The organism is Brevibacillus nigriterrae (assembly GCF_049846925.1).
GTDB lineage: Bacteria > Bacillota > Bacilli > Brevibacillales > Brevibacillaceae > Brevibacillus_H.
The window spans coordinates 42,830-60,942 of record NZ_JBNCMT010000035.1; the positions used below are offsets into that span (position 1 = coordinate 42,830).

General features: G+C 44.2%; 20 protein-coding genes. 17 read left to right on the forward strand and 3 right to left on the reverse strand.

The window, feature by feature from the left end:
* Positions 1–89: 89 nt before the first annotated feature.
* A complete protein-coding gene (locus ACPW7N_RS21565; protein WP_425653369.1) occupies positions 90–893 on the forward strand; it encodes a GNAT family N-acetyltransferase in 804 nt (267 codons plus the stop codon).
* A gap of 17 nt (positions 894–910) precedes the next feature.
* On the opposite strand, the gene ACPW7N_RS21570 is transcribed toward ACPW7N_RS21565, so the two are convergent.
* Positions 911–1,795 carry a LysR family transcriptional regulator gene (locus tag ACPW7N_RS21570; protein WP_425653371.1) on the reverse strand — a complete coding sequence of 295 codons (885 nt, stop codon included), beginning with the start codon at positions 1,793–1,795 and terminating at the stop codon, positions 911–913.
* Between the two features lie 147 nt (positions 1,796–1,942).
* Here ACPW7N_RS21570 and ACPW7N_RS21575 point away from each other — a divergent pair, with 147 nt between their 5' ends.
* The 6 genes from ACPW7N_RS21575 to ACPW7N_RS21600 all read left to right on the forward strand — a co-directional run bounded on the left by ACPW7N_RS21575 (position 1,943) and on the right by ACPW7N_RS21600 (position 7,540).
* A complete protein-coding gene (locus tag ACPW7N_RS21575; RefSeq protein ID WP_425653372.1) occupies positions 1,943–3,109 on the forward strand; it encodes a YbfB/YjiJ family MFS transporter in 1,167 nt (388 codons plus the stop codon).
* A 23-nt stretch (positions 3,110–3,132) separates the two neighbouring features.
* Positions 3,133–3,336 (forward strand): 2-hydroxymuconate tautomerase family protein, encoded by a 204-nt coding sequence (locus ACPW7N_RS21580; RefSeq protein ID WP_425653373.1) that lies wholly within the window; start codon positions 3,133–3,135, stop codon positions 3,334–3,336.
* A gap of 178 nt (positions 3,337–3,514) precedes the next feature.
* A complete protein-coding gene (locus ACPW7N_RS21585) occupies positions 3,515–4,573 on the forward strand; it encodes an alpha/beta hydrolase (RefSeq protein ID WP_425653374.1) in 1,059 nt (352 codons plus the stop codon).
* 22 nt (positions 4,574–4,595) lie between these two features.
* Positions 4,596–5,363 (forward strand): alpha/beta fold hydrolase, encoded by a 768-nt coding sequence (locus ACPW7N_RS21590; protein ID WP_425653375.1) that lies wholly within the window; start codon positions 4,596–4,598, stop codon positions 5,361–5,363.
* A 277-nt stretch (positions 5,364–5,640) separates the two neighbouring features.
* The gene (locus ACPW7N_RS21595) at positions 5,641–6,741 is read left to right on the forward strand and encodes a hypothetical protein (RefSeq protein ID WP_425653377.1); all 1,101 of its coding nucleotides are present in this window, start codon (positions 5,641–5,643) and stop codon (positions 6,739–6,741) included.
* A gap of 13 nt (positions 6,742–6,754) precedes the next feature.
* Positions 6,755–7,540 carry a PRC-barrel domain-containing protein gene (locus tag ACPW7N_RS21600; protein ID WP_425653378.1) on the forward strand — a complete coding sequence of 262 codons (786 nt, stop codon included), beginning with the start codon at positions 6,755–6,757 and terminating at the stop codon, positions 7,538–7,540.
* A gap of 103 nt (positions 7,541–7,643) precedes the next feature.
* Here the strand turns inward: ACPW7N_RS21600 and ACPW7N_RS21605 are convergent, their stop codons facing one another.
* Positions 7,644–8,219, reverse strand: a complete 576-nt coding sequence (locus ACPW7N_RS21605) for a hypothetical protein (RefSeq protein ID WP_425653379.1) — start codon at positions 8,217–8,219, stop codon at positions 7,644–7,646.
* Positions 8,220–8,460: 241 nt separating this feature from the next.
* Here ACPW7N_RS21605 and ACPW7N_RS21610 point away from each other — a divergent pair, with 241 nt between their 5' ends.
* The 6 genes from ACPW7N_RS21610 (at position 8,461) to ACPW7N_RS21635 (ending at position 12,678) form a co-directional block, all read left to right on the forward strand.
* On the forward strand, positions 8,461–9,012 hold the full coding sequence (locus ACPW7N_RS21610) for a TetR/AcrR family transcriptional regulator (RefSeq protein ID WP_425653380.1): 552 nt from the start codon (positions 8,461–8,463) through the stop codon (positions 9,010–9,012).
* A 13-nt stretch (positions 9,013–9,025) separates the two neighbouring features.
* Positions 9,026–9,448 carry a DUF3995 domain-containing protein gene (locus ACPW7N_RS21615; RefSeq protein ID WP_425653381.1) on the forward strand — a complete coding sequence of 141 codons (423 nt, stop codon included), beginning with the start codon at positions 9,026–9,028 and terminating at the stop codon, positions 9,446–9,448.
* 136 nt (positions 9,449–9,584) lie between these two features.
* Complete coding sequence (locus ACPW7N_RS21620; RefSeq protein ID WP_425653383.1) at positions 9,585–10,172, forward strand: response regulator transcription factor; 588 nt, start codon at positions 9,585–9,587, stop codon at positions 10,170–10,172.
* Positions 10,169–11,590: an ATP-binding protein gene (locus ACPW7N_RS21625; RefSeq protein WP_425653384.1), complete on the forward strand. Its 1,422-nt coding sequence runs from the start codon at positions 10,169–10,171 to the stop codon at positions 11,588–11,590. Before ACPW7N_RS21620 ends, ACPW7N_RS21625 begins: the two co-directional genes overlap by 4 nt.
* A gap of 88 nt (positions 11,591–11,678) precedes the next feature.
* Complete coding sequence (locus ACPW7N_RS21630; RefSeq protein ID WP_425653386.1) at positions 11,679–12,356, forward strand: hemerythrin domain-containing protein; 678 nt, start codon at positions 11,679–11,681, stop codon at positions 12,354–12,356.
* Positions 12,357–12,372: 16 nt separating this feature from the next.
* Complete coding sequence (locus ACPW7N_RS21635; protein WP_425653387.1) at positions 12,373–12,678, forward strand: monooxygenase; 306 nt, start codon at positions 12,373–12,375, stop codon at positions 12,676–12,678.
* A 16-nt stretch (positions 12,679–12,694) separates the two neighbouring features.
* Here the strand turns inward: ACPW7N_RS21635 and ACPW7N_RS21640 are convergent, their stop codons facing one another.
* A complete protein-coding gene (locus ACPW7N_RS21640; RefSeq protein ID WP_425653388.1) occupies positions 12,695–13,030 on the reverse strand; it encodes a helix-turn-helix domain-containing protein in 336 nt (111 codons plus the stop codon).
* A gap of 167 nt (positions 13,031–13,197) precedes the next feature.
* Here ACPW7N_RS21640 and ACPW7N_RS21645 point away from each other — a divergent pair, with 167 nt between their 5' ends.
* The 4 genes from ACPW7N_RS21645 to ACPW7N_RS21660 form a co-directional block, all read left to right on the forward strand.
* Positions 13,198–14,187 carry an asparaginase gene (locus ACPW7N_RS21645; RefSeq protein WP_425653389.1) on the forward strand — a complete coding sequence of 330 codons (990 nt, stop codon included), beginning with the start codon at positions 13,198–13,200 and terminating at the stop codon, positions 14,185–14,187.
* A gap of 29 nt (positions 14,188–14,216) precedes the next feature.
* The gene (gene aspA / locus ACPW7N_RS21650; RefSeq protein WP_425653390.1) at positions 14,217–15,644 is read left to right on the forward strand and encodes an aspartate ammonia-lyase; all 1,428 of its coding nucleotides are present in this window, start codon (positions 14,217–14,219) and stop codon (positions 15,642–15,644) included.
* A 33-nt stretch (positions 15,645–15,677) separates the two neighbouring features.
* Positions 15,678–16,484: a VOC family protein gene (locus ACPW7N_RS21655; protein ID WP_425653391.1), complete on the forward strand. Its 807-nt coding sequence runs from the start codon at positions 15,678–15,680 to the stop codon at positions 16,482–16,484.
* Positions 16,485–16,773: 289 nt separating this feature from the next.
* Positions 16,774–18,113: peptide ABC transporter substrate-binding protein (locus ACPW7N_RS21660; protein ID WP_425653394.1), on the forward strand; the 1,340-nt coding region annotated here is incomplete at its 3' end.

Here is an 18,113-nt window from a genome sequence, read left to right on the forward strand (position 1 = left end):
GTAGAAAATGCAAGCCGTGAGTTGGCAATAAATGATACAATTGGTAAATAGTCATAACGCAGCCGATCATTTGATAGTGGAGGATGTACATGTCGAGGAATGATTTGTTAAAGCAAGTAGAAAGAATTGAACAGATGGAGCAGGAGTTAACTGTTTTTAATGCCAGACGAGCACTTTCAGCAGTTGAGAAAAATCTGCAAGTAAAGAAGCTGGGGGATTGTGCGTTACTCATCGATGCCAATAGCCCACAGTCAATTTATTACAACCGAATCAAAGGGTTTGGAATGAATGATCTGAACAACCTGGACGAGATTTTGGATGTATATCACAAGGAAAGCCTGACTCCCTGCTTCGACATGACACCAAATCATCTAAATGAAGAAGTGGCGAAGGCCTTGTTTGATCGAGGCTATGTGAGTGCAGAGCAGTTGGCATTTTTACAATGGCAACCGCAATGGAAAGATGAGCATACCCACGACCTCAGTATCGTTGCAGTGACAGCAGAAAATGTAGATGTGTTAATGGATATGATTAGCCAGTCCATGGGCGGGGTTGATCAGGAAATCATCGACAAGAAGAAAGCTTACTTTTATCAGCCGCATTTCCAAAACTATCTCGCCTATGTCGGAGATGAAGCGGCTGGTATGGGCTCATTGTTTTTGAGCGGCGATGCCGGATATATTGCCAATGACTATACAATTCCGCAATTCAGGGGGAGAGGTTGTCAGTCGGCATTAGTCATCCATCGAATGAATGAAGTCAAAAAGATGGGGCTGGCTCAAATCTATACGGATGTGGAATTTGGTACGACCAGCCACAACAACATGCTGAAGCTGGGATTTCAGACGATATTTCTCAACAGCTTCTGGATCAAAAGAACACAACTCGACTGAGTTGTGTTCTTCTTCTTTTATTTCGCAGTATTAAGCTCACCAAAATAAGACCGCATTTTTACTAGAAAAGCCTCAAAAGCCGTTGTGATGAGGGCATCCTTGCGACGGATGAATACGGTTGTGACGAGAAGAGACTTCTCAGGAATATGGCACCTGATAAGACCTTGCTGCTCTGATTTGGCCACGATCGAATGAGGTAAAAGAGAGATGCCTAGTCCGGCGCTGACACAGCCAATGATTGTCTCCAGTGTGCCGAATTCCATCATTTTTACAGGCAGTACGCCGTGCTCGTGCAACAGTTGCTGCAATTTGGCCCGATAGGAGCAGCCGCTGCGAAAAACCAACAGGGTGCGCAAATTCAATTCACTAATCGAAACAATCGGCGGATGAGAAGCAGGAGTGACGATGACAAGCTCCTCATCGATGACCTTTTCCTGGAGGATATCCGGATGCTCCACAGGGCCAGCGACGAATGCCCCGTTCAGTTCATAGTGAAGAACGCTTTGCAGGTGCTGTTCGGTGGGACCTGTTATTAACGAAAAATCCACTTCAGGACACTGTTCATGGTACCTGGTTAAAAGCATGGGAAGTCGAACTGCAGCAGTGGTCTCCATGGAACCGATGGTGAGCGGTCCAGATGGTACGGACGAGTTGCTGACCGCAAGTCTGGCTTCATGAATGGAATGCAGTATTTTTTCAGCATAGGGGACAAGCGTCATGCCAGAGGGGGTAAGAGTAATACCCCGGTTATGGCGGTAAAATAGTTGTGTTTGCAGATCGGCTTCCAACTGCTGAATTTTATTCGTCACATTCGATTGAGCGTAGTTTAACTTCTGGGCAGCCTTGGAAAGACTCCCTTCGTTTGCGGTTGTAAAGAAAACTTTGAGCAGGTGAAAATCCATATTGGCCTCCTTTTAACTATACTCGTAGTGAATTGGTATCTGAAAACGATATACGTCACATCATTAATTCGTATTATACATGATAGCAATAGGCGTAGTACCATAAAGTAGAGCAAAAGAAGTTGATTGGCAGGGGGTGAATTTCCATTGAAAAGCAATCCAATCCTTTTCTTATTAGGTGGAATGGCAGCACTTATCGTTGCAATGGGGATAGGGCGATTTGCTTTCACTCCGATATTGCCATTGATGATGGACAGCCATCTGTTCACTGCAGCAGGAGCAGGCTATCTCGCATCCAGTAATTATCTTGGTTATTTGGTAGGAGCTCTTGGTTTGACCGTCATCCGGCCCAAAAACAGGACATGGCTGCTAATTGGTGGAATCATAGTCAGCGTAGCGACGACTTGGGGGATGGGTGGATTTCAGAGTATGGAAGCATGGCTATTGCTGAGATTTTTGTCAGGCGTGGCAAGTGCGATCGTGTTTGTTGTTGCCGCCAGTATTGTCGTGGAGCATGTATCAGAGATTCAAACTGGTGTTTTTTATGGTGGCGTTGGGCTGGGGATCTTGCTGACTGGCTTGATGGTTCCAGTGCTTGCCGAAGAGGGCCAATGGATGGGAGCGTGGAAAGGTCTCGGGCTTGTCGGTCTGGTGCTGGGCTTGTTCTCATGTTACGCTTTGCTTAATCGCAGACAAACGAGCAGGAATATACAACAGGCATTTCACGGTGATTCGTCAGCACCTGTCAAAAGAATCCTGATCTGCTTGGCGGTCGCTTATGGGCTGGAAGGATTGGGGTACATCGTTACGGGTACGTATCTGGCAGCGTACGCCAAGGAAAGCTCAGACATTGCCAATATCGCTACATCGAGCTGGATATGGGTTGGAATTGCCGCAGCTCCCTCCTGTGTTGCATGGTCGTTTCTGGCAACGAGATGGGGAAAGAAGTGGACGTTAAGCTTGGCGATGCTTTTGCAATCATTCGGAATTGCCATTCCCGTGATTGCTCCATCTGCTTTTGCCCTGTTACTGGGTGCCGTTTTGTTTGGAGCAACGTTTATGGGGATTACGACAATCACATTGTCATTTGCCAAAGACATGTATCCCAAGGATAGCCGCAAGATCATTGGGCTCTTGACGACGTTTTACGGACTGGGTCAAATGATCGGACCAAGTGTAGCGGGACTATTAATCGCAGTAGAAAACAGCTATGACACAGCTTTGTTCGGTGCCGCATCGATCGTGCTTCTAGGCGCGTTAGTTATCCCATTGGGAATTGGGCATTCTGATCAAATTAAAATAAAACTAACTTGAACAAGGGAAAGGTGGAAACAAGCATGCCATATGTAAACATCAAAATTACAAATGAGAACGTAACCGCTGAGAAAAAAGAACAATTGATCGAGGGCGTTACACAGCTTTTAGTCGATGTACTTGGAAAAAACCCGCAAACCACCGTTGTTGTTATCGACGAAGTCAATACGGACAATTGGGGCATTGGCGGAGAAAGTGTTACCAAGCGGAGAAAAGAAGGGAAGTAAAGTTAAGTTAAGTCGATTAAAGGCAGGCCACCTGAAAAAGGTGGTTTTTTATTTGGAATTTTTGCTTTCCATAAAAAGGGTAATGACCTTTTGATTATGAATATAGTAACTATATGGACAGCTTCTACAGGTGCAGGCAGCTCGAAGAATATCGTCCGATATAAAGGAGCGAAGGCAGATGACAATGGGAAGCGTGAAAAAACGGGTACAAACGAGTAGAGTACAAACTTCATATCTCGAAGCAGGAGATCCTGCAAAACAAACAGTCTTGTTGGTTCATGGTAATGTTTCTTCCAATTTGTTTTGGGATGAGACGGTAGAAAGGCTCTCTTCTTCTTTTCGAGTAATTGCTCCCGACCTGAGAGGATACGGTGAAACTGAGGCAAAGGAAATCGATGCGACTCGCGGGGTACGTGATTGGTCCGATGATCTGCGAGAACTCTTGATAGAATTGGGGATTGAAAGCAAGGTTCATCTTGTCGGATGGTCTCTGGGGGGTGGTGTGGCAATGCAATATTCCATCGATCACCCCGAGTCAGTCGCCTCACTCACTCTGATCAACCCCATCTCTCCGTTTGGTTTTGGGGGAACTAAAGGTGAAGAAGGAACGCCTTGCCATGCGAGTTACGCAGGCTCAGGCGGAGGTACGGCCAATCCGGTTTTTGTGCAGCTTTTACAAAGTGCAGACCGAACTTCTGACAATCCCAATAGCCCTCGAAATGTCATGAATGCCTTCTACTTTAAACCGCCATTTACGGTCACTCCCGACAGAGAAGAGAATTTCATCACTTCCATGCTGTCAACCAAGGTGGGAGATGGTCTTTATCCAGGTACTTTTCAGACTTGTGAAGAGTGGCCTCAGGTATGTCCGGGTACACAGGGGATCAACAATGCCATTTCACCTCAGTATTTTAATGTATCAGGTTTTTCTGGAATAGAACCGAAGCCTCCCGTTCTTTGGATCCGAGGGGCAGATGACTCCATTGTTTCTGATCATTCGTTCTTTGATTTTGGCTTTTTGGGACAACAGGGATTTGTACCGGGTTGGCCTGGTGAAGAGACCTATCCCCCTCAACCGATGGTAAAGCAGATCAGATTTGTCTTGGAGAACTATAAAAACAACGGTGGCACGTATGAAGAGTACATCGTAGCCGATGCAGGCCACTCCCCACACATTGAAAAAGCAGAGGAAGTGTATGAAAAAATCGTGCATTTTTTGCGAGACAGTGAAAGCTAATCGGAGAGGGGCGAAATAGAACGTGTCCAATCAGAGAATCACAATGCGTTACGAGTTGGAAGGCGAAGGCCCTGATGTTGTGCTTATTCACGGTCTTGGTCAAAGACTGGAAGAGTGGAAGTGGCAAAAAGAAGATTTGATCAAGAATGGCTACCGAGTGCTTACGTATGATATGCGAGGTCATGGAGAGTCAGGATGGTCCGAGGAAGAAGTAACGATTGCTACATATGCAGATGACCTGAACCATCTGTTAGAATTGCTTTCCATTGAAAAAGCGCACCTTGTCGGGTTGTCCATGGGTGGTGCTGTAGCCCAGGCATTTTATCGCGCATACCCGGGGAAAGTACTCAGTCTGGTGCTGGCTGCAACATTCTCCTACTTTGCCGAAGATATCAAGCGGGTGAGTATCGAGAGCAGATTGGCATACATCGACCAAGGAAAAATGGTTGAATTGGCAGAGCTGATAGCCAAACGCTCTTTTACCGAGAATGCTCCAGCTGAGTTAATCGAAAATGCGAAACAGATCATTGCTGCAAACGACCTAAAAGCGTATCATGCTTCCATGATCGCCTCAGTCAATGCGGACAGCCGGGATGTGCTCGCTGCTATCAATGTTCCCGTACTCATCGTAGTTGGAGAAGGTGACCTTACTACACCGTTGGCATGCAGTGAGTATCTTCATCAGGAGATCAAAGGGTCTCAACTGGTGGTGATACCGGAAGCGAGACATATCGTCACACAGGAGAGGGCAGAAGAATTTAACCAGGCATTACTTGCGTTTCTCTGCTAGATTAGTATTATTCAAAAATATAACATGTTTGGTTGTCTAGGACTTTTATCTCAGAGAATAATTATGTTTTAAGCATAATTATTCTCTTATTTTTGTATAAAACCACAAAAATATATTGTTTTATGCGGGAATCTCTCGTTTTATCATGTTCATTTCAAAATAAATAGCTGCTTATGAAGAAGGTCTAATTACCCATATCAAGATTAATTAGAAAACTGTAAAATTATGTCGAAAAATACTGACGACAATCAGATGACGTCTAATTAAAGGTGATTTTATGTACCCACTAAACGTGCCTGGATTCCTTCTTTTGTATAATGTGGTTACGTTGTTCGCTTTGTTTTTTATCCGCAGACAACTTCAGATGACCTTTGGGACCACATTGATTGCTCTCGTAACTTTAGTTTCATTAGGTTTTCTAATGCCAGTTAGCCTTGAGATGCTCGGGTTAGGATGGACAATCTCCATGATGACTGTATTCTTGATTGTCTTTCTAAGCATGTTGATTTTCAGCCGAATAAGAGAAGATCGGGAACTGGAACGACAAGTGGAAAGGGTATTGAAACCCCATACACCGATTTTTACTCTTGGTACTGACAATGGTCCAGACGTTGATAAGGCAGAGGAACAAGTTCACTTGAGTTTGAAGGAAGCTGCAGTTGCAATCGAGTGTGAACCGGAGATTGAAGCGGAAATAGAGACGGAGATTGAAGCGGAAGTAGAGACGGAGATTGAAGCGGAAGTAGAGACGGAGATTGAAGCGGAAATAGAGACGGAGATTGAAGCGGAAGTAGAGTCAGAGATTGAAGCGGAAGTAGAGTCAGAGATTGAAGCGGAAATAGAGACGGAGATTGAAGCGGAAATAGAGCCGGAGATTGAAACGGAAGTAGAGTCAGAGATTGAAGCGGAAATAGAGACGGAGATTGAAGCGGAAATCGTGTCAACGAACACGATTACAAAAGAGGCTGAGGCTGCCTTCAAACTTGAGCAAATCCAGAAGCATTATCAGGCTGCTGTTGAAGCTTTGGAACGGAAAGAGTATTCTCAAGCTTATACGGATATCGACGAAGCTCTGCAACTTGATCCTCCGTGGGCAGCTCGCAAAATGCTTACGTATCAATCTGTTACCATTCTTAATGAAATGGGCATGTATGAACATAGCATCAAGCAGTTGAAAAAATTAATGGATCACTTACCGATTGGAAAATATGAAAGTAACTATGATGGGATTAATCAGCAGATTACCTATTTAAAAGTACTTATGCATCTATTGGAGACGGAACAGAAGCAGCACTTATCATATTCATTAATTCCTGAAATAATCCGTCGTCAGGCCAAAGATGATAGTCTTTCAATGGCTGTTGCTGAAAGTAAGTAAAGGAGAGTTAAGAATGAAACAGAGCAAAGAGATTTTGGGCAAGCCAATCATCACGATTATGAGTGGTTTAGAGATGGGGATCGTTAAAAACTTTGTCATCAATCCAGACTTGCGCAGCATTGAGTTCCTTGTGGTTCAGGGGGAGCAATGGGATTTTGGAATTAAAGCAATACCGTTTAAACTGGTAGAAGGCTTAGGGGACTATTCGGTCACAATAGAGTCGGAAAGATCGATTATCGATATAACGGATATTCCTATTGCAAATGAGTTGTTGCCTAAAAACATTCAAATCAAGAATACTCGTATTATCACGAAAAAGGGGAACATGCTTGGTCAAATCAACGAGTATGTCTTCTGTGAAGAGTCTGGGAAAATTCTCGGTTGTTACATAGATAGAGCAGACGGAGAAAAAATGGTTCTGCCTGAAAAGGAGATTATCACCTTTGGTAAAGAAATTACGATTGTCGCAGATGGTAGCGAGAATCATCTGATGAAGGAAGATGAATTCTACCAAAGCCTGTTCCCAGCGAAACAACTGGAACAGGATGCAGTAAATGAAAGTGCAGCAGTTGTGGAAAAGGAAATTGCTGAACTTGAAATGGACACAGTTGTGGAACAAGAATTCGCTGGCTTTGGATTGGACGAGCTGGTTGGCGAAACAATCCAATCCGATTTTTATGATCTGGATGGCACATTGCTCGCTGCAGAAGGAACGATCGTTACAGAAGAGCTTGTGAGGATCGTGAAGACTCTCGGGAACAACAAGGTGTTAGAGCTTACTCTCAAAGTAGAGGAATAAGCAACTAATCCTCGATCCAATAAAACATATAGAACTAATCGATTTAGCAACTCGCAAAAAGGCATTGATTCTCTAAGAATGTAGAAAATCAATGCCTTTGGTATTAGTGTCTATAGAGCCCTTTTTTTCTAGAAGCTCTACGTCGTTTTTTTCGAAATTCTTTTTGCTTGCTATTCATCCCCTTGTTAATCGCACGACTCCCTCTGCTGCCCCCAACCGCATGCTGCTGCTTGGTATTAGAGCTTCCGATAGCAGAATTTGTTCCTCCAGTGCTGTCTTTGCCGCTGCCACTAGCTACTTGTGTGGCAGAAGCGGTCGTACCCCGATTTTTGCGCTTGACCACCTGATTGTTGATCACGATTACGACTTCTTCATCCAGATGTTTTTTGTGCTTCTTGTCTGGTTGTGACTGTTTTCCCCTCATCCCGAGATTTTTTGCCTTCCCGTCAGCTCCAACGCTTTGTTGCTGTTGTGTATTTGAGGAATCGATGGCTGCATTGTTTCCTGCAGCGCTATTTCGTCCTGCTCCACTAGCAATTTGTGTCGTGTTGGGTGCATTGGTGAACTGGTTATTAATGATCAGCACAATTCTTCTTTTCCCATCTAGGGGAGCTTTAGCAATGATTCTTTTTTTGCCTTTCGCAAAAATGATCGTAAGTTTGCCTTTCGAATGGGACATTAGGCTCTCATCTCTTTTCGTGGATATTTTTAAGGAAACGCATGTCTAATCTTCGTAAATGGTTCTCTTACTAGATAAATGCAAAGCGGAGCCAAGTTGTGTTGGACAAATGGAACAGGTGATACGGAAATGTGTAAATATATAATTTTTGTGTACGATGACGTACAGATATGTTCAAAGCAATTTACTGAATGGTATTATTTATGTACGGTTTCGTACAGAAAATGAGGTGCAGATAGAGATGCCAAAAGTGGTTGTGACAGAAGAACAGTGGATACAGTTAGGAGTCGAATATTTTTCAGTAGGGGGCGAAGAAGCACTAGTCATTGAGAAGATGGCAAAGCAATTAAAGTGCAGCAAAAGCAGCTTTTACTGGTATTTCAGCAATCGCGAGAGCTTTATCCAGAAGATCATTGGCTACTGGCAAGAAAGAGCAACAGCGCAAGTGATAACCACAGTTGAAAAAAATGAATCAGTAGACGAAAAGATAAAAATCCTGCTTACGACGATGTTTTCGAAAAGACAAGACAACGATTTGCACTTTTACCTCAGAAGATTAGGCCAGCGAGATCAAAGCTATAAAAATGTTCTCCTAACCATAGAAGAAAAACGGATCAATTATTTTGCGGAGCTATTACAGTTCAAGGGTTTCACTGAGCAGTTGGCAAGAGAGAAGTCCGAGATGATCTATCACTACTACCTTGGGTGGTTTGAGCGCACCAAGTATGATCAGTTAAACGAAAGGGAGACAGAGCGACAGGTAGCTCTCATCTACTCGCATATCATTCATTGAAGGAGATGTTTGTATGATTTTCTTCCTGGCTGTATTGGTAAGCTTATGTCTGGTGGTCATTGGCTCTATCCATGTCTATTGGATTTTCGGAGGGAAGAAGGGAGCAGCCGCAGCGATCCCCACAAAAGACAATATTCCATTGTTCAAACCAACCATTGCTGGTACAGCATTCGTTGCAATCCTGTTGTGGATCGCCTCAGTCATGCTGCTCATTCGAGCGAGTGTTTTACATGCATCAATACCGGAGTGGATAGCAAGTTGGTTTTGCTGGGCGATGGTGGTCGCATTTTATGGAAGGGTCATTGGAGAATTTCACTGGGTAGGTATTTTCAAAAAATATAAGCATTCCACATTTGCCAGGTACGATACCAAGCTGTTCACTCCGCTGTGCTTTTTGTTAGGTACGTTCACGTTGATCATATTGTTGAACTCGTAAAAATTTGGTTGATTTTATTAAATCCAAGTGGCCGACTCACGTCCAGATTCACGCGCTGATGCCGTACAGAATTTTATTTTGTATAATTGGGATTAGATGGGATTTTTAGACCTGGAGGAAGTGAGGTGCTGGCACATTGAGTACTGCGATCAAGGTCATGATTATTGAAGATGACCCTTTCTGGCAAGCTCGCCTATCAGAAGATTTGTGCCTTGAAGAGGACATAGAAGTGTTGGGTGTCGCAGCGAACGGAAAAGAGGCTCATTCGCAACTGGCAGGGAAACAGGCAGATGTCATCCTCGTCGATATCAATCTGACAGAAAACCATCTGGATGGTTTGGATGTAGCCCGTGAGCTCTCTCGTATGACGACCCACTCTCGTAAACCTCAGATTATCATGCTGACCTCAATTGATGATGAGGACGTGATTGTGCGGTCTTTTCAAAGTGGTGCTATCAACTTTCTTTCCAAATCAAGCTATTCAGATATTTTGCAAGCGATTCGAGATGCATACACAGGCAAATTCTCCATTCATTCCGATGCCGCATCGACAATCGTGCGGGAAATGCAGCTTACCGTGCTTTCTCAGTCGGAAAAGGAAGTTTACAAGCTGAAGAATAAAGGGCTTAGTAAAACGCAAATTTCAGAGAAGCTGCACAAGTCTGTGAATACGATTAAGACTCAATTGAAAAATATCAAAAAGAAGCTCACAGATGAGAGGTGATCCCTATCTATTTTGTCTTGGTATGGCTCCTTTCATGGGGAACAGGCTTTATTTCCGTACTAAACAACAAGGATGCATATGCCCGCTGGAATGGATTGCTCTGTTTTACGGGAGGCAGCTATAGCCTTAGTTGCGCCATTCAGCTTTACATGGTTCCGGGGATTTTGCGAATGGGGTGGGAAGTACCGAATCTGCTTTCCATCTTGAACACAGCTAGTGTAGGATTTTTACTTTTTTATTGGTACTTTATTGCCTATTCCTTTCTCATGAATACGTTGAATTTCTCAAATTTTTTGCACGAGCGTCTGGTAAAAATAATGTCTGCCCTGCTCCTGCTACCGCCTGTATTTCAATTTGTTAGCTCAGGACAGTTTGATTTTGTGGTACCGACCGTGATCAATCCGATGGATAGCAAATGGATATCAGGAATTTATATTTTGGCTGGATGTCTTTTGTTATTCATCGGGTACGGCAAGGATTACAACCAGAGGAACCCTCGGAGGTTGTTTTATGTATTGATCTACGTGGCAACCATCATCGCTGCCTACTATGATATGGTTACCATTCAATCAGTAACCGTAAATACCGCTCAATTCTTAGTAGTTGCTGATGGGGTTTGGGAACGGCATTATCTCATCTTTACGTTGCTAATCCTCGTTACTGTGCTGAATGGGGTAGTTGTGGGAATATGGGGAATTAAACTGCAAATCGAAAATCAAAAGTACGATTCCTCGATGAAGACACTCTCGGCAGGGGCAGAAATCCTCAACCACACGATCAAAAATGAAGTCCAAAAGCTGAATTACCTTCAGGAAAGAGCCAAACAGTTGCTGGATCGTGATGATAAAGCGCAGGTCCACCGAATGCTGGATGAGATCCATACCATTTCTGATCACCTGGATGGCATGGTGAAACGGGTCAAGGAGCGAGCAGAAGATATTGTCCTTATTGAATCAGAAGCTTCACTCGGAGCATTACTGGATTTTGCCTGCTCCAAATGGCTGTCCATCGAAAAAGACCGCATCCAGATCGTGAAAAACCTGCAGGTTAATGGACAGCTTACTTGCGATGTTTTGCATGTCCGTGAAGTACTCCACAACATTGGCCTCAATGCGATTGAAGCCATGCACGAACAAGAAGGAAAACTGCAAATCACAACTTACCTGCTGAAGAAGGACCTGATTATCGAAGTCAAGGACAACGGAATGGGCATACCCAAAGAGCAAATCGAGCGTATTTTTGATCCGTACTTTACCACGAAGAAATACTCGACGAATTACGGACTTGGTCTGAGCTATTGCTTCAACGTCATGAAAAAGCATGGCGGAATGATTGGAATTGTTGATTCGGAACCGGGGAAGGGAACAACACTTTTTCTACGCTTTCCTGCTAAACGGTTCAAAAATCTAATAGGATAGATGAGGGGGGGGTGATGATTATCATCCTTCTCATTTTTTTTGCCTCCCTATACACTCGAGTCATAGATAACTAGGAGGTAATTGGAAAATGAATCAACCCATCTGTTTATTTACTCCCGTACACAAGGGACTTCGCCATGCGCTGAGCAGACTCTCCTTTCAGGCTGGCTCGCTAGACATGGAAAATGATGCTGATGTTCAAGCGTTTGAGGCTGAGTGGAAAAAGGTATATGCACTCCTGGAATTTCATGCAGAAAATGAGGACGCTTTTGTCCAACCATTTATCGACCAACTGGATTCAACTGTTGCCGGGAAGTTGGAGAAGGAACATCAGGCATCAGAAGACTTGCTAATCGATTTAAACAACCGATTAACTAAGTTGGTGTCAATGGATGCTGCCGAGCGAAAAATACACACTTTTTCCTTTATCCAATCTCTGAACCAGTTTCTTGCCTTGTATTGGAACCACATGGAGACAGAAGAGAAGGAACTGATGGATACACTTAGAAAATTATCTGGCACAGAGCAGCTAATGGACATTTCTTTATCCATGCACAAGGCTGTACCACCTGATGTGATGTTGGATTTTCTGTTTTACATGTTACCCGCGATGAATATGCAGGAGCGAACTCAACTGTTAACGGGCATGAAACGAAGTGCACCGGAAGCATTTTTCCAAAAAGTGATCAGTGTAGCTGAACAAGTACTTGAAAAGCATGATTTTACATCGTTACAAACACGGTTAGAAAATGTAGAGATCGCATAGAAAGGAAGGATATCGGATGACACAAAAGCTGTTGCAGATTGATTTCAAAATGGAAGGTCCGTGGGGACAACAAATGGCAGCAGAATTCGAGGGCTTGGCTAACATGATCAGCCATAAAGAAGGCTTGCTCTGGAAAATCTGGGCGGAAAACGAACAGACCAAAGAATCAGGCGGTATCTACCTGTTTGTTGATCAAGCAGCTTGTGAAAGGTATCTTGAAGAGCACATGCCACGTCTGCAATCGTTTGGCATTACTGATATACGTGCCAAGATATTTGATGTAAATGAGGCATTAACGAAGATTACCAGAGGGATTTTGTAAAGAGAAAAGAACCGATCTACGGATTTTGTAGCTCGGTTCTTTCCATTTCACGAATGGTTCGGATAAAGGCAATCATTTGAAGCACCTCTTTTTTGGAGAGCAACTTCCCATCAACTGCCAAATGCGTTGTATCGTATTCGGTTAACTCTATTTGCTCATCTACTCTGCCCAGCAAAAAATCAACAGATGTTTCAAACAGATCGGCTAACATTTTGATCGCTTCCAACGGTGGTTCCCGATAGCCTGATTCATAGCCGGCATAGGTGCTTTTTGCGATTCCGAGTCGATCAGCCGTATACTGGATAGACCAGCGTTTGCTTTTTCTCAAATTCGTCAGTCTGTCTAAATCCATTCATTGCTCCCCCTTATTTGCAACCTATTATATCATCTGGGTCGCCATGCTGAAACGAAAAAGTTCGCATAACGCGTAAATTCACCTTGAATAAACCTGTATTCATTACTATAATAACCATAAAAGTCGCTTTTAGCGTACAACAGTGACGAAACAGAGGTGCGAAAATGAAAAGGTTACTTTTGTTGGCTACTGGAGGAACAATTGCATCAGTGCAAGGGGAAGAAGGGCTTGCACCAGGGTTGAATGACCAGGAATTAATGAAGTACTTTCACGCAGATACCCAGAAGTACCATGTGGAAGGCAAGCTACTCATGAATATAGACTCTACCAATATGCAACCAGAATCATGGATTGAAATTGCAGAATCGATCGATAAGGACTATGATCGATATGACGGTTTTGTGATTACCCATGGAACCGATACGATGGCATATACCTCGGCTGCGCTTTCGTATATGCTGCAAAATTTAGGTAAGCCTGTCGTAATCACTGGTTCCCAGGTTCCGATCAATATGAAGAAAACGGATGCCAAGCGAAATGTAATGGATGCCTTGCGATTTGCCTGTGAAGATATCGGTGGCGTGTTCGTCGTTTTCGACGGAAGGGTCATTCGAGGAACTAGAGCAGTGAAAATGAGAACAAAAAGCTATGACGCATTTGAAAGCATCAATCACCCGTATGTTGCTCATATCAACCATTCAGAAGTGAAGTATGTGAGACCAAAGCCAATCAGGAGCAACAAGCCTTTGAAGCTGGATACGTCACTCTGTCCAGATGTTTTTCTCTTGAAGCTCCATCCTGGTACGAAGCCAGAGCTGTTCGACGCACTCAAACCTTTGTACAAGGGAGTGATCATTGAGAGCTTTGGAAATGGCGGAATCCCTTTTCAAGGAAGAGACCTCTTGCCGAAAGTAAAAGAGTTGATCACTTCGGGAATCGCCGTTGTCATTACCACTCAATGCCTGGAAGAGGGAGAAGAGCTGGAATTGTACGAGGTCGGACGAAAGGTTGCTCAAGATCTGATTATTCTCTCAGGGGATATGAATACGGAAGCAATCGTACCGAAGCTGATGTGGGCATTAGGGAAGGCTGGCAATCTGCAAGAAGTGAAAACCATGATGGAAACAACCATTGATTACGACACAACAAACTAATGAATAACGAATGAAAGTTGGGACGAAGTATGGAAACGAAGCAAGAGTTTCGCACGGAAAAAGATTTTCTCGGAGAAAAGGAAATTCCAGTTGATGCGTATTTTGGAATTCAGACAATACGTGCAACGGAAAACTTCCCAATAACGGGTTACCGTCTCGATAAATCCCTGATCTACGCGGTAGCCGTTGTGAAACAGGCTGCAGCTTTGGCGAATAAGGATACCGGGCGTTTACAACCACGTCTGGCAGAGGCGATTATTACGGCAGCTAAGGAAATCATTGCCGGGAAATGGCACGATCAATTCATCGTTGACCCGATTCAAGGGGGAGCGGGAACTTCGATCAACATGAATGCCAATGAAGTGATTGCGAATCGCGCACTGGAGTTATTGGGAGAAACAAAAGGAAATTATTTTCAACTAAGCCCGAACAGCCATGTAAATATGTCTCAGTCAACTAACGATGTTTTCCCTACAGCCATTCATATTGCGACGTTGAGCCAATTGGAAACGCTGCTCGTAACCATGCAGGACATGCATAGCGTATTCGTCCAAAAGGCAAAAGAATTTGACCATGTCATCAAAATGGGACGTACCCATCTGCAGGATGCTGTGCCAATTCGCCTTGGACAAGAATTTGCTGCCTACAGCCGGGTATTGGATCGTGACATCAAGCGAATCAAGCAATCCCGCCAGCATTTATATGAGGTAAACATGGGAGCTACCGCAGTTGGTACAGGGCTAAATGCAGACCCTCGTTACATTGAAAATGTAGTGAAACACCTTGCAGAGATTAGCGGATTCCCGTTAGTAGGTGCAGAACATCTCGTGGATGCTACACAAAACACAGATGCGTATACAGAAGTATCAGCAGCGCTGAAGGTATGCATGATGAATATGTCCAAAATCGCAAACGACCTGCGCTTAATGGCTTCTGGTCCACGTGTAGGTCTCGGCGAAATTACATTGCCAGCACGTCAGCCAGGTTCATCCATCATGCCGGGAAAAGTAAATCCGGTTATGCCTGAGTTAATTAATCAAGTAGCATTTCAGGTGATCGGCAACGACCATACGATTTGTCTTGCATCGGAAGCAGGTCAGCTAGAGTTGAATGTTATGGAGCCAGTCCTTGTCTTTAACTTGCTGCAATCCATCAGTATCATGAACAATGCGTTCCGTGTGTTTACTGATTACTGTCTGGCTGGTATCGAGGCAAATGAGGACAAGCTGAAGGAATATGTAGAAAAGAGCGTAGGCGTAATTACAGCAGTAAATCCGCATCTTGGTTATGAAACGGCTGCACGGATTGCCAGAGAAGCGATTTTAACAGGCAAATCAGTACGTGAGCTTTGCTTGCAACACAACGTACTGACAGAAGAAGAACTCGATTTGATTTTAGACCCGTATGAAATGACACACCCTGGAATTGCCGGAGCTTCTTTATTGGATCGAGAATAGTAGCATAGAAGATGTATGAGGAGGGTGGGCAGCTTGAAACTTGCTTTTGATCATCTCGTTCATTTTGTTAACGATCATCCAGCGAAGGCTGTTCCCCGACTGAATCAACTCGGACTGCATGCAATCGTTGGTGGACGACACGACAATTGGGGAACGATCAACGCCTTGAGTTACTTTGATTTGAGCTATATCGAGTTACTTGCTCTTGAGCATCTGGAAGTTGCCGAAGGGGCGAGAGAATACGGTTTGATTGATCAGTTGTTGAACGATTTACCTAGGGCAGAGGGGTTTGGAACGATCGCCCTGCGAACCGATAATATGGAGCAGTCCGCAGAATTCCTGAGAAGCAAGGGAATACAAGTAAAAGGACCGTTCCCGGGAAGACGACAACGCTCCGATGGGAAAGTAATCAAGTGGAAAATGCTCTTTTTAAATCGAGAGAACGGAGCTTTACCCTTGCCCTTTCTGATTGAATGGGAACAGAGTGATGAGGAAAGAAGAGTAGATTTGACCGGGAACGGGATCATTGCTGATCATCCTGCTGGAGCATTCAGCTTCGAAACAGTTGCGTTTGCGGTCAGTGATTTGAATAAGTCAGTAGCTGAATTTCAGGAATTGTTTGGTCTTGATGTTCAGGAGCGTTTTTTTGATGAGCAGTGGAATGCTGTTTGCCAGAAGCTGATTTTACCCGGTGGGAATCTATTATTTTGCCAACCAGAGGGAGAAGGGGTCGTCGCTGAAACACTGCGTATGAGAGGCGAGCGGCCATTTCTGGTACAGCTTTCGGACGAAGAGACAGGGAAGGATCATCACCTGTGGGGTAGTATTTACAGGTTTTAGTACTAAAATAATTAGAATAACGACGGAACCGCTCTCTGCTGCTGAAGGGGGCGGTTTGCTTTTCTCTGTTGACACTAACAAGTATTTACAATAATCTGAAAACACTGATTAATATACTTAAACAAGAGGTGATTTTGTGAGGAGAATAGGCAAAGGTATCGCCGTGAGTCTTGTATTACTGCTTAGTGCGTTGACGGGATGTAGTTCAGCTTCCCAGACAGCTCAACCAAACCAACAAACGACCCCCACTAATTCTGCACCATCAACAGAACAAGCAAAAACGGAACCAATGGTCCTTCACTGGAGCATTAACAGTGAGCCGCCTTCACTTGATCCGGGAATTGCCGTAGATGCTGATTCCTTCGATATGATCTATGCCTGTTTCGAAGGTTTGACAAGCTACGATTTGAATGGTCAACTGGTGAATGCGCAGGCAGAAAGCTTTGAAAACTCCCCTGATTTTACGAAATTTACATTCAAGATACGCCAAGGGCTTCAGTGGAATAATGGAGACCCCATCACCGCCAATGATTTTGTCTATTCGATCAAACGCAACCTTGACCCGAAAACGGCTTCCGAGTATGCCTACCAGCTTTATTACATAAAGGGTGGGGAAGAGTTTAACGCAGGAAAAGGCAAGGTAGAGGATGTGGGTGTCAAGGCGCTGGATGATCATACCGTTGAGTTTACGCTTAAATCGCCTACTCCATTTTTCCGAGAACTGACTTTCTTCCCAACACTGTTCCCTCTTCACCAGAAAACAATTGAGAGTAATCCAGCCTGGGCTGCCGAAGCCAAAACCATTGTCAGCAATGGCCCATTCAACATGGAAAGCTGGGAGCATAAGAAAAAAATTGTCTTTGTAAAAAATCCAACCTATTGGGACAAAGACAATGTAAAGCTTGACCGGATCGAGATTAACATGATTGATGACAACAATACTGCCTTCTCCATGTTCGAAAACAACGAGCTGGATTGGGGCGGATATCCTGCATCCACCCTTCCACCTGATGCCATCCAAAAGCTGAAGGACGAAGGAAAACTAATGGTAGCTGACAACCCGGGAACACAGTCGGTTGTATTTAATACACAAAAACCACCATTCTCCAACCAAAAAATCCGTCAGGCCTTTGCCTATGCCATCAACCGCCAGGAAATCATCGACAACGTGCTACAAACAGGAGTTCCGAAAGCTTTAGGGTGGGTACCTACCTCCATGGGCTTGAAGCCGGATGGCTATTTCCAGGAGGATGCTGCGAGAGCAAAACAATTGCTTGCGGAGGGAATGAAGGAGCTTAACCTGACATCCTTCCCCGAAGTTACTTACACCTTCGACTCAACTGATGTGAATCGCAAGGTAGGAGAAGTGTTGCAGGATCAATGGCGCAAGACGCTCGGGGTCGAAGTGAAGTTATATACAGCAGAGCTCAAAGTGTACAGGGATATGAGATCACAAGGAAATTTTGACATGATTCGCTTCCAATGGGGAGCTGACTTCAACGATCCGATTAACTTCTTGGAGATGTTCCGTGACAAAACGGGTGGAAACAACCATCCAGACTGGGAGAATCCAAAATTCAAGGAACTAATCGACAAGAGCTACCAGGAAGCTGATTTGGATAAGCGCAA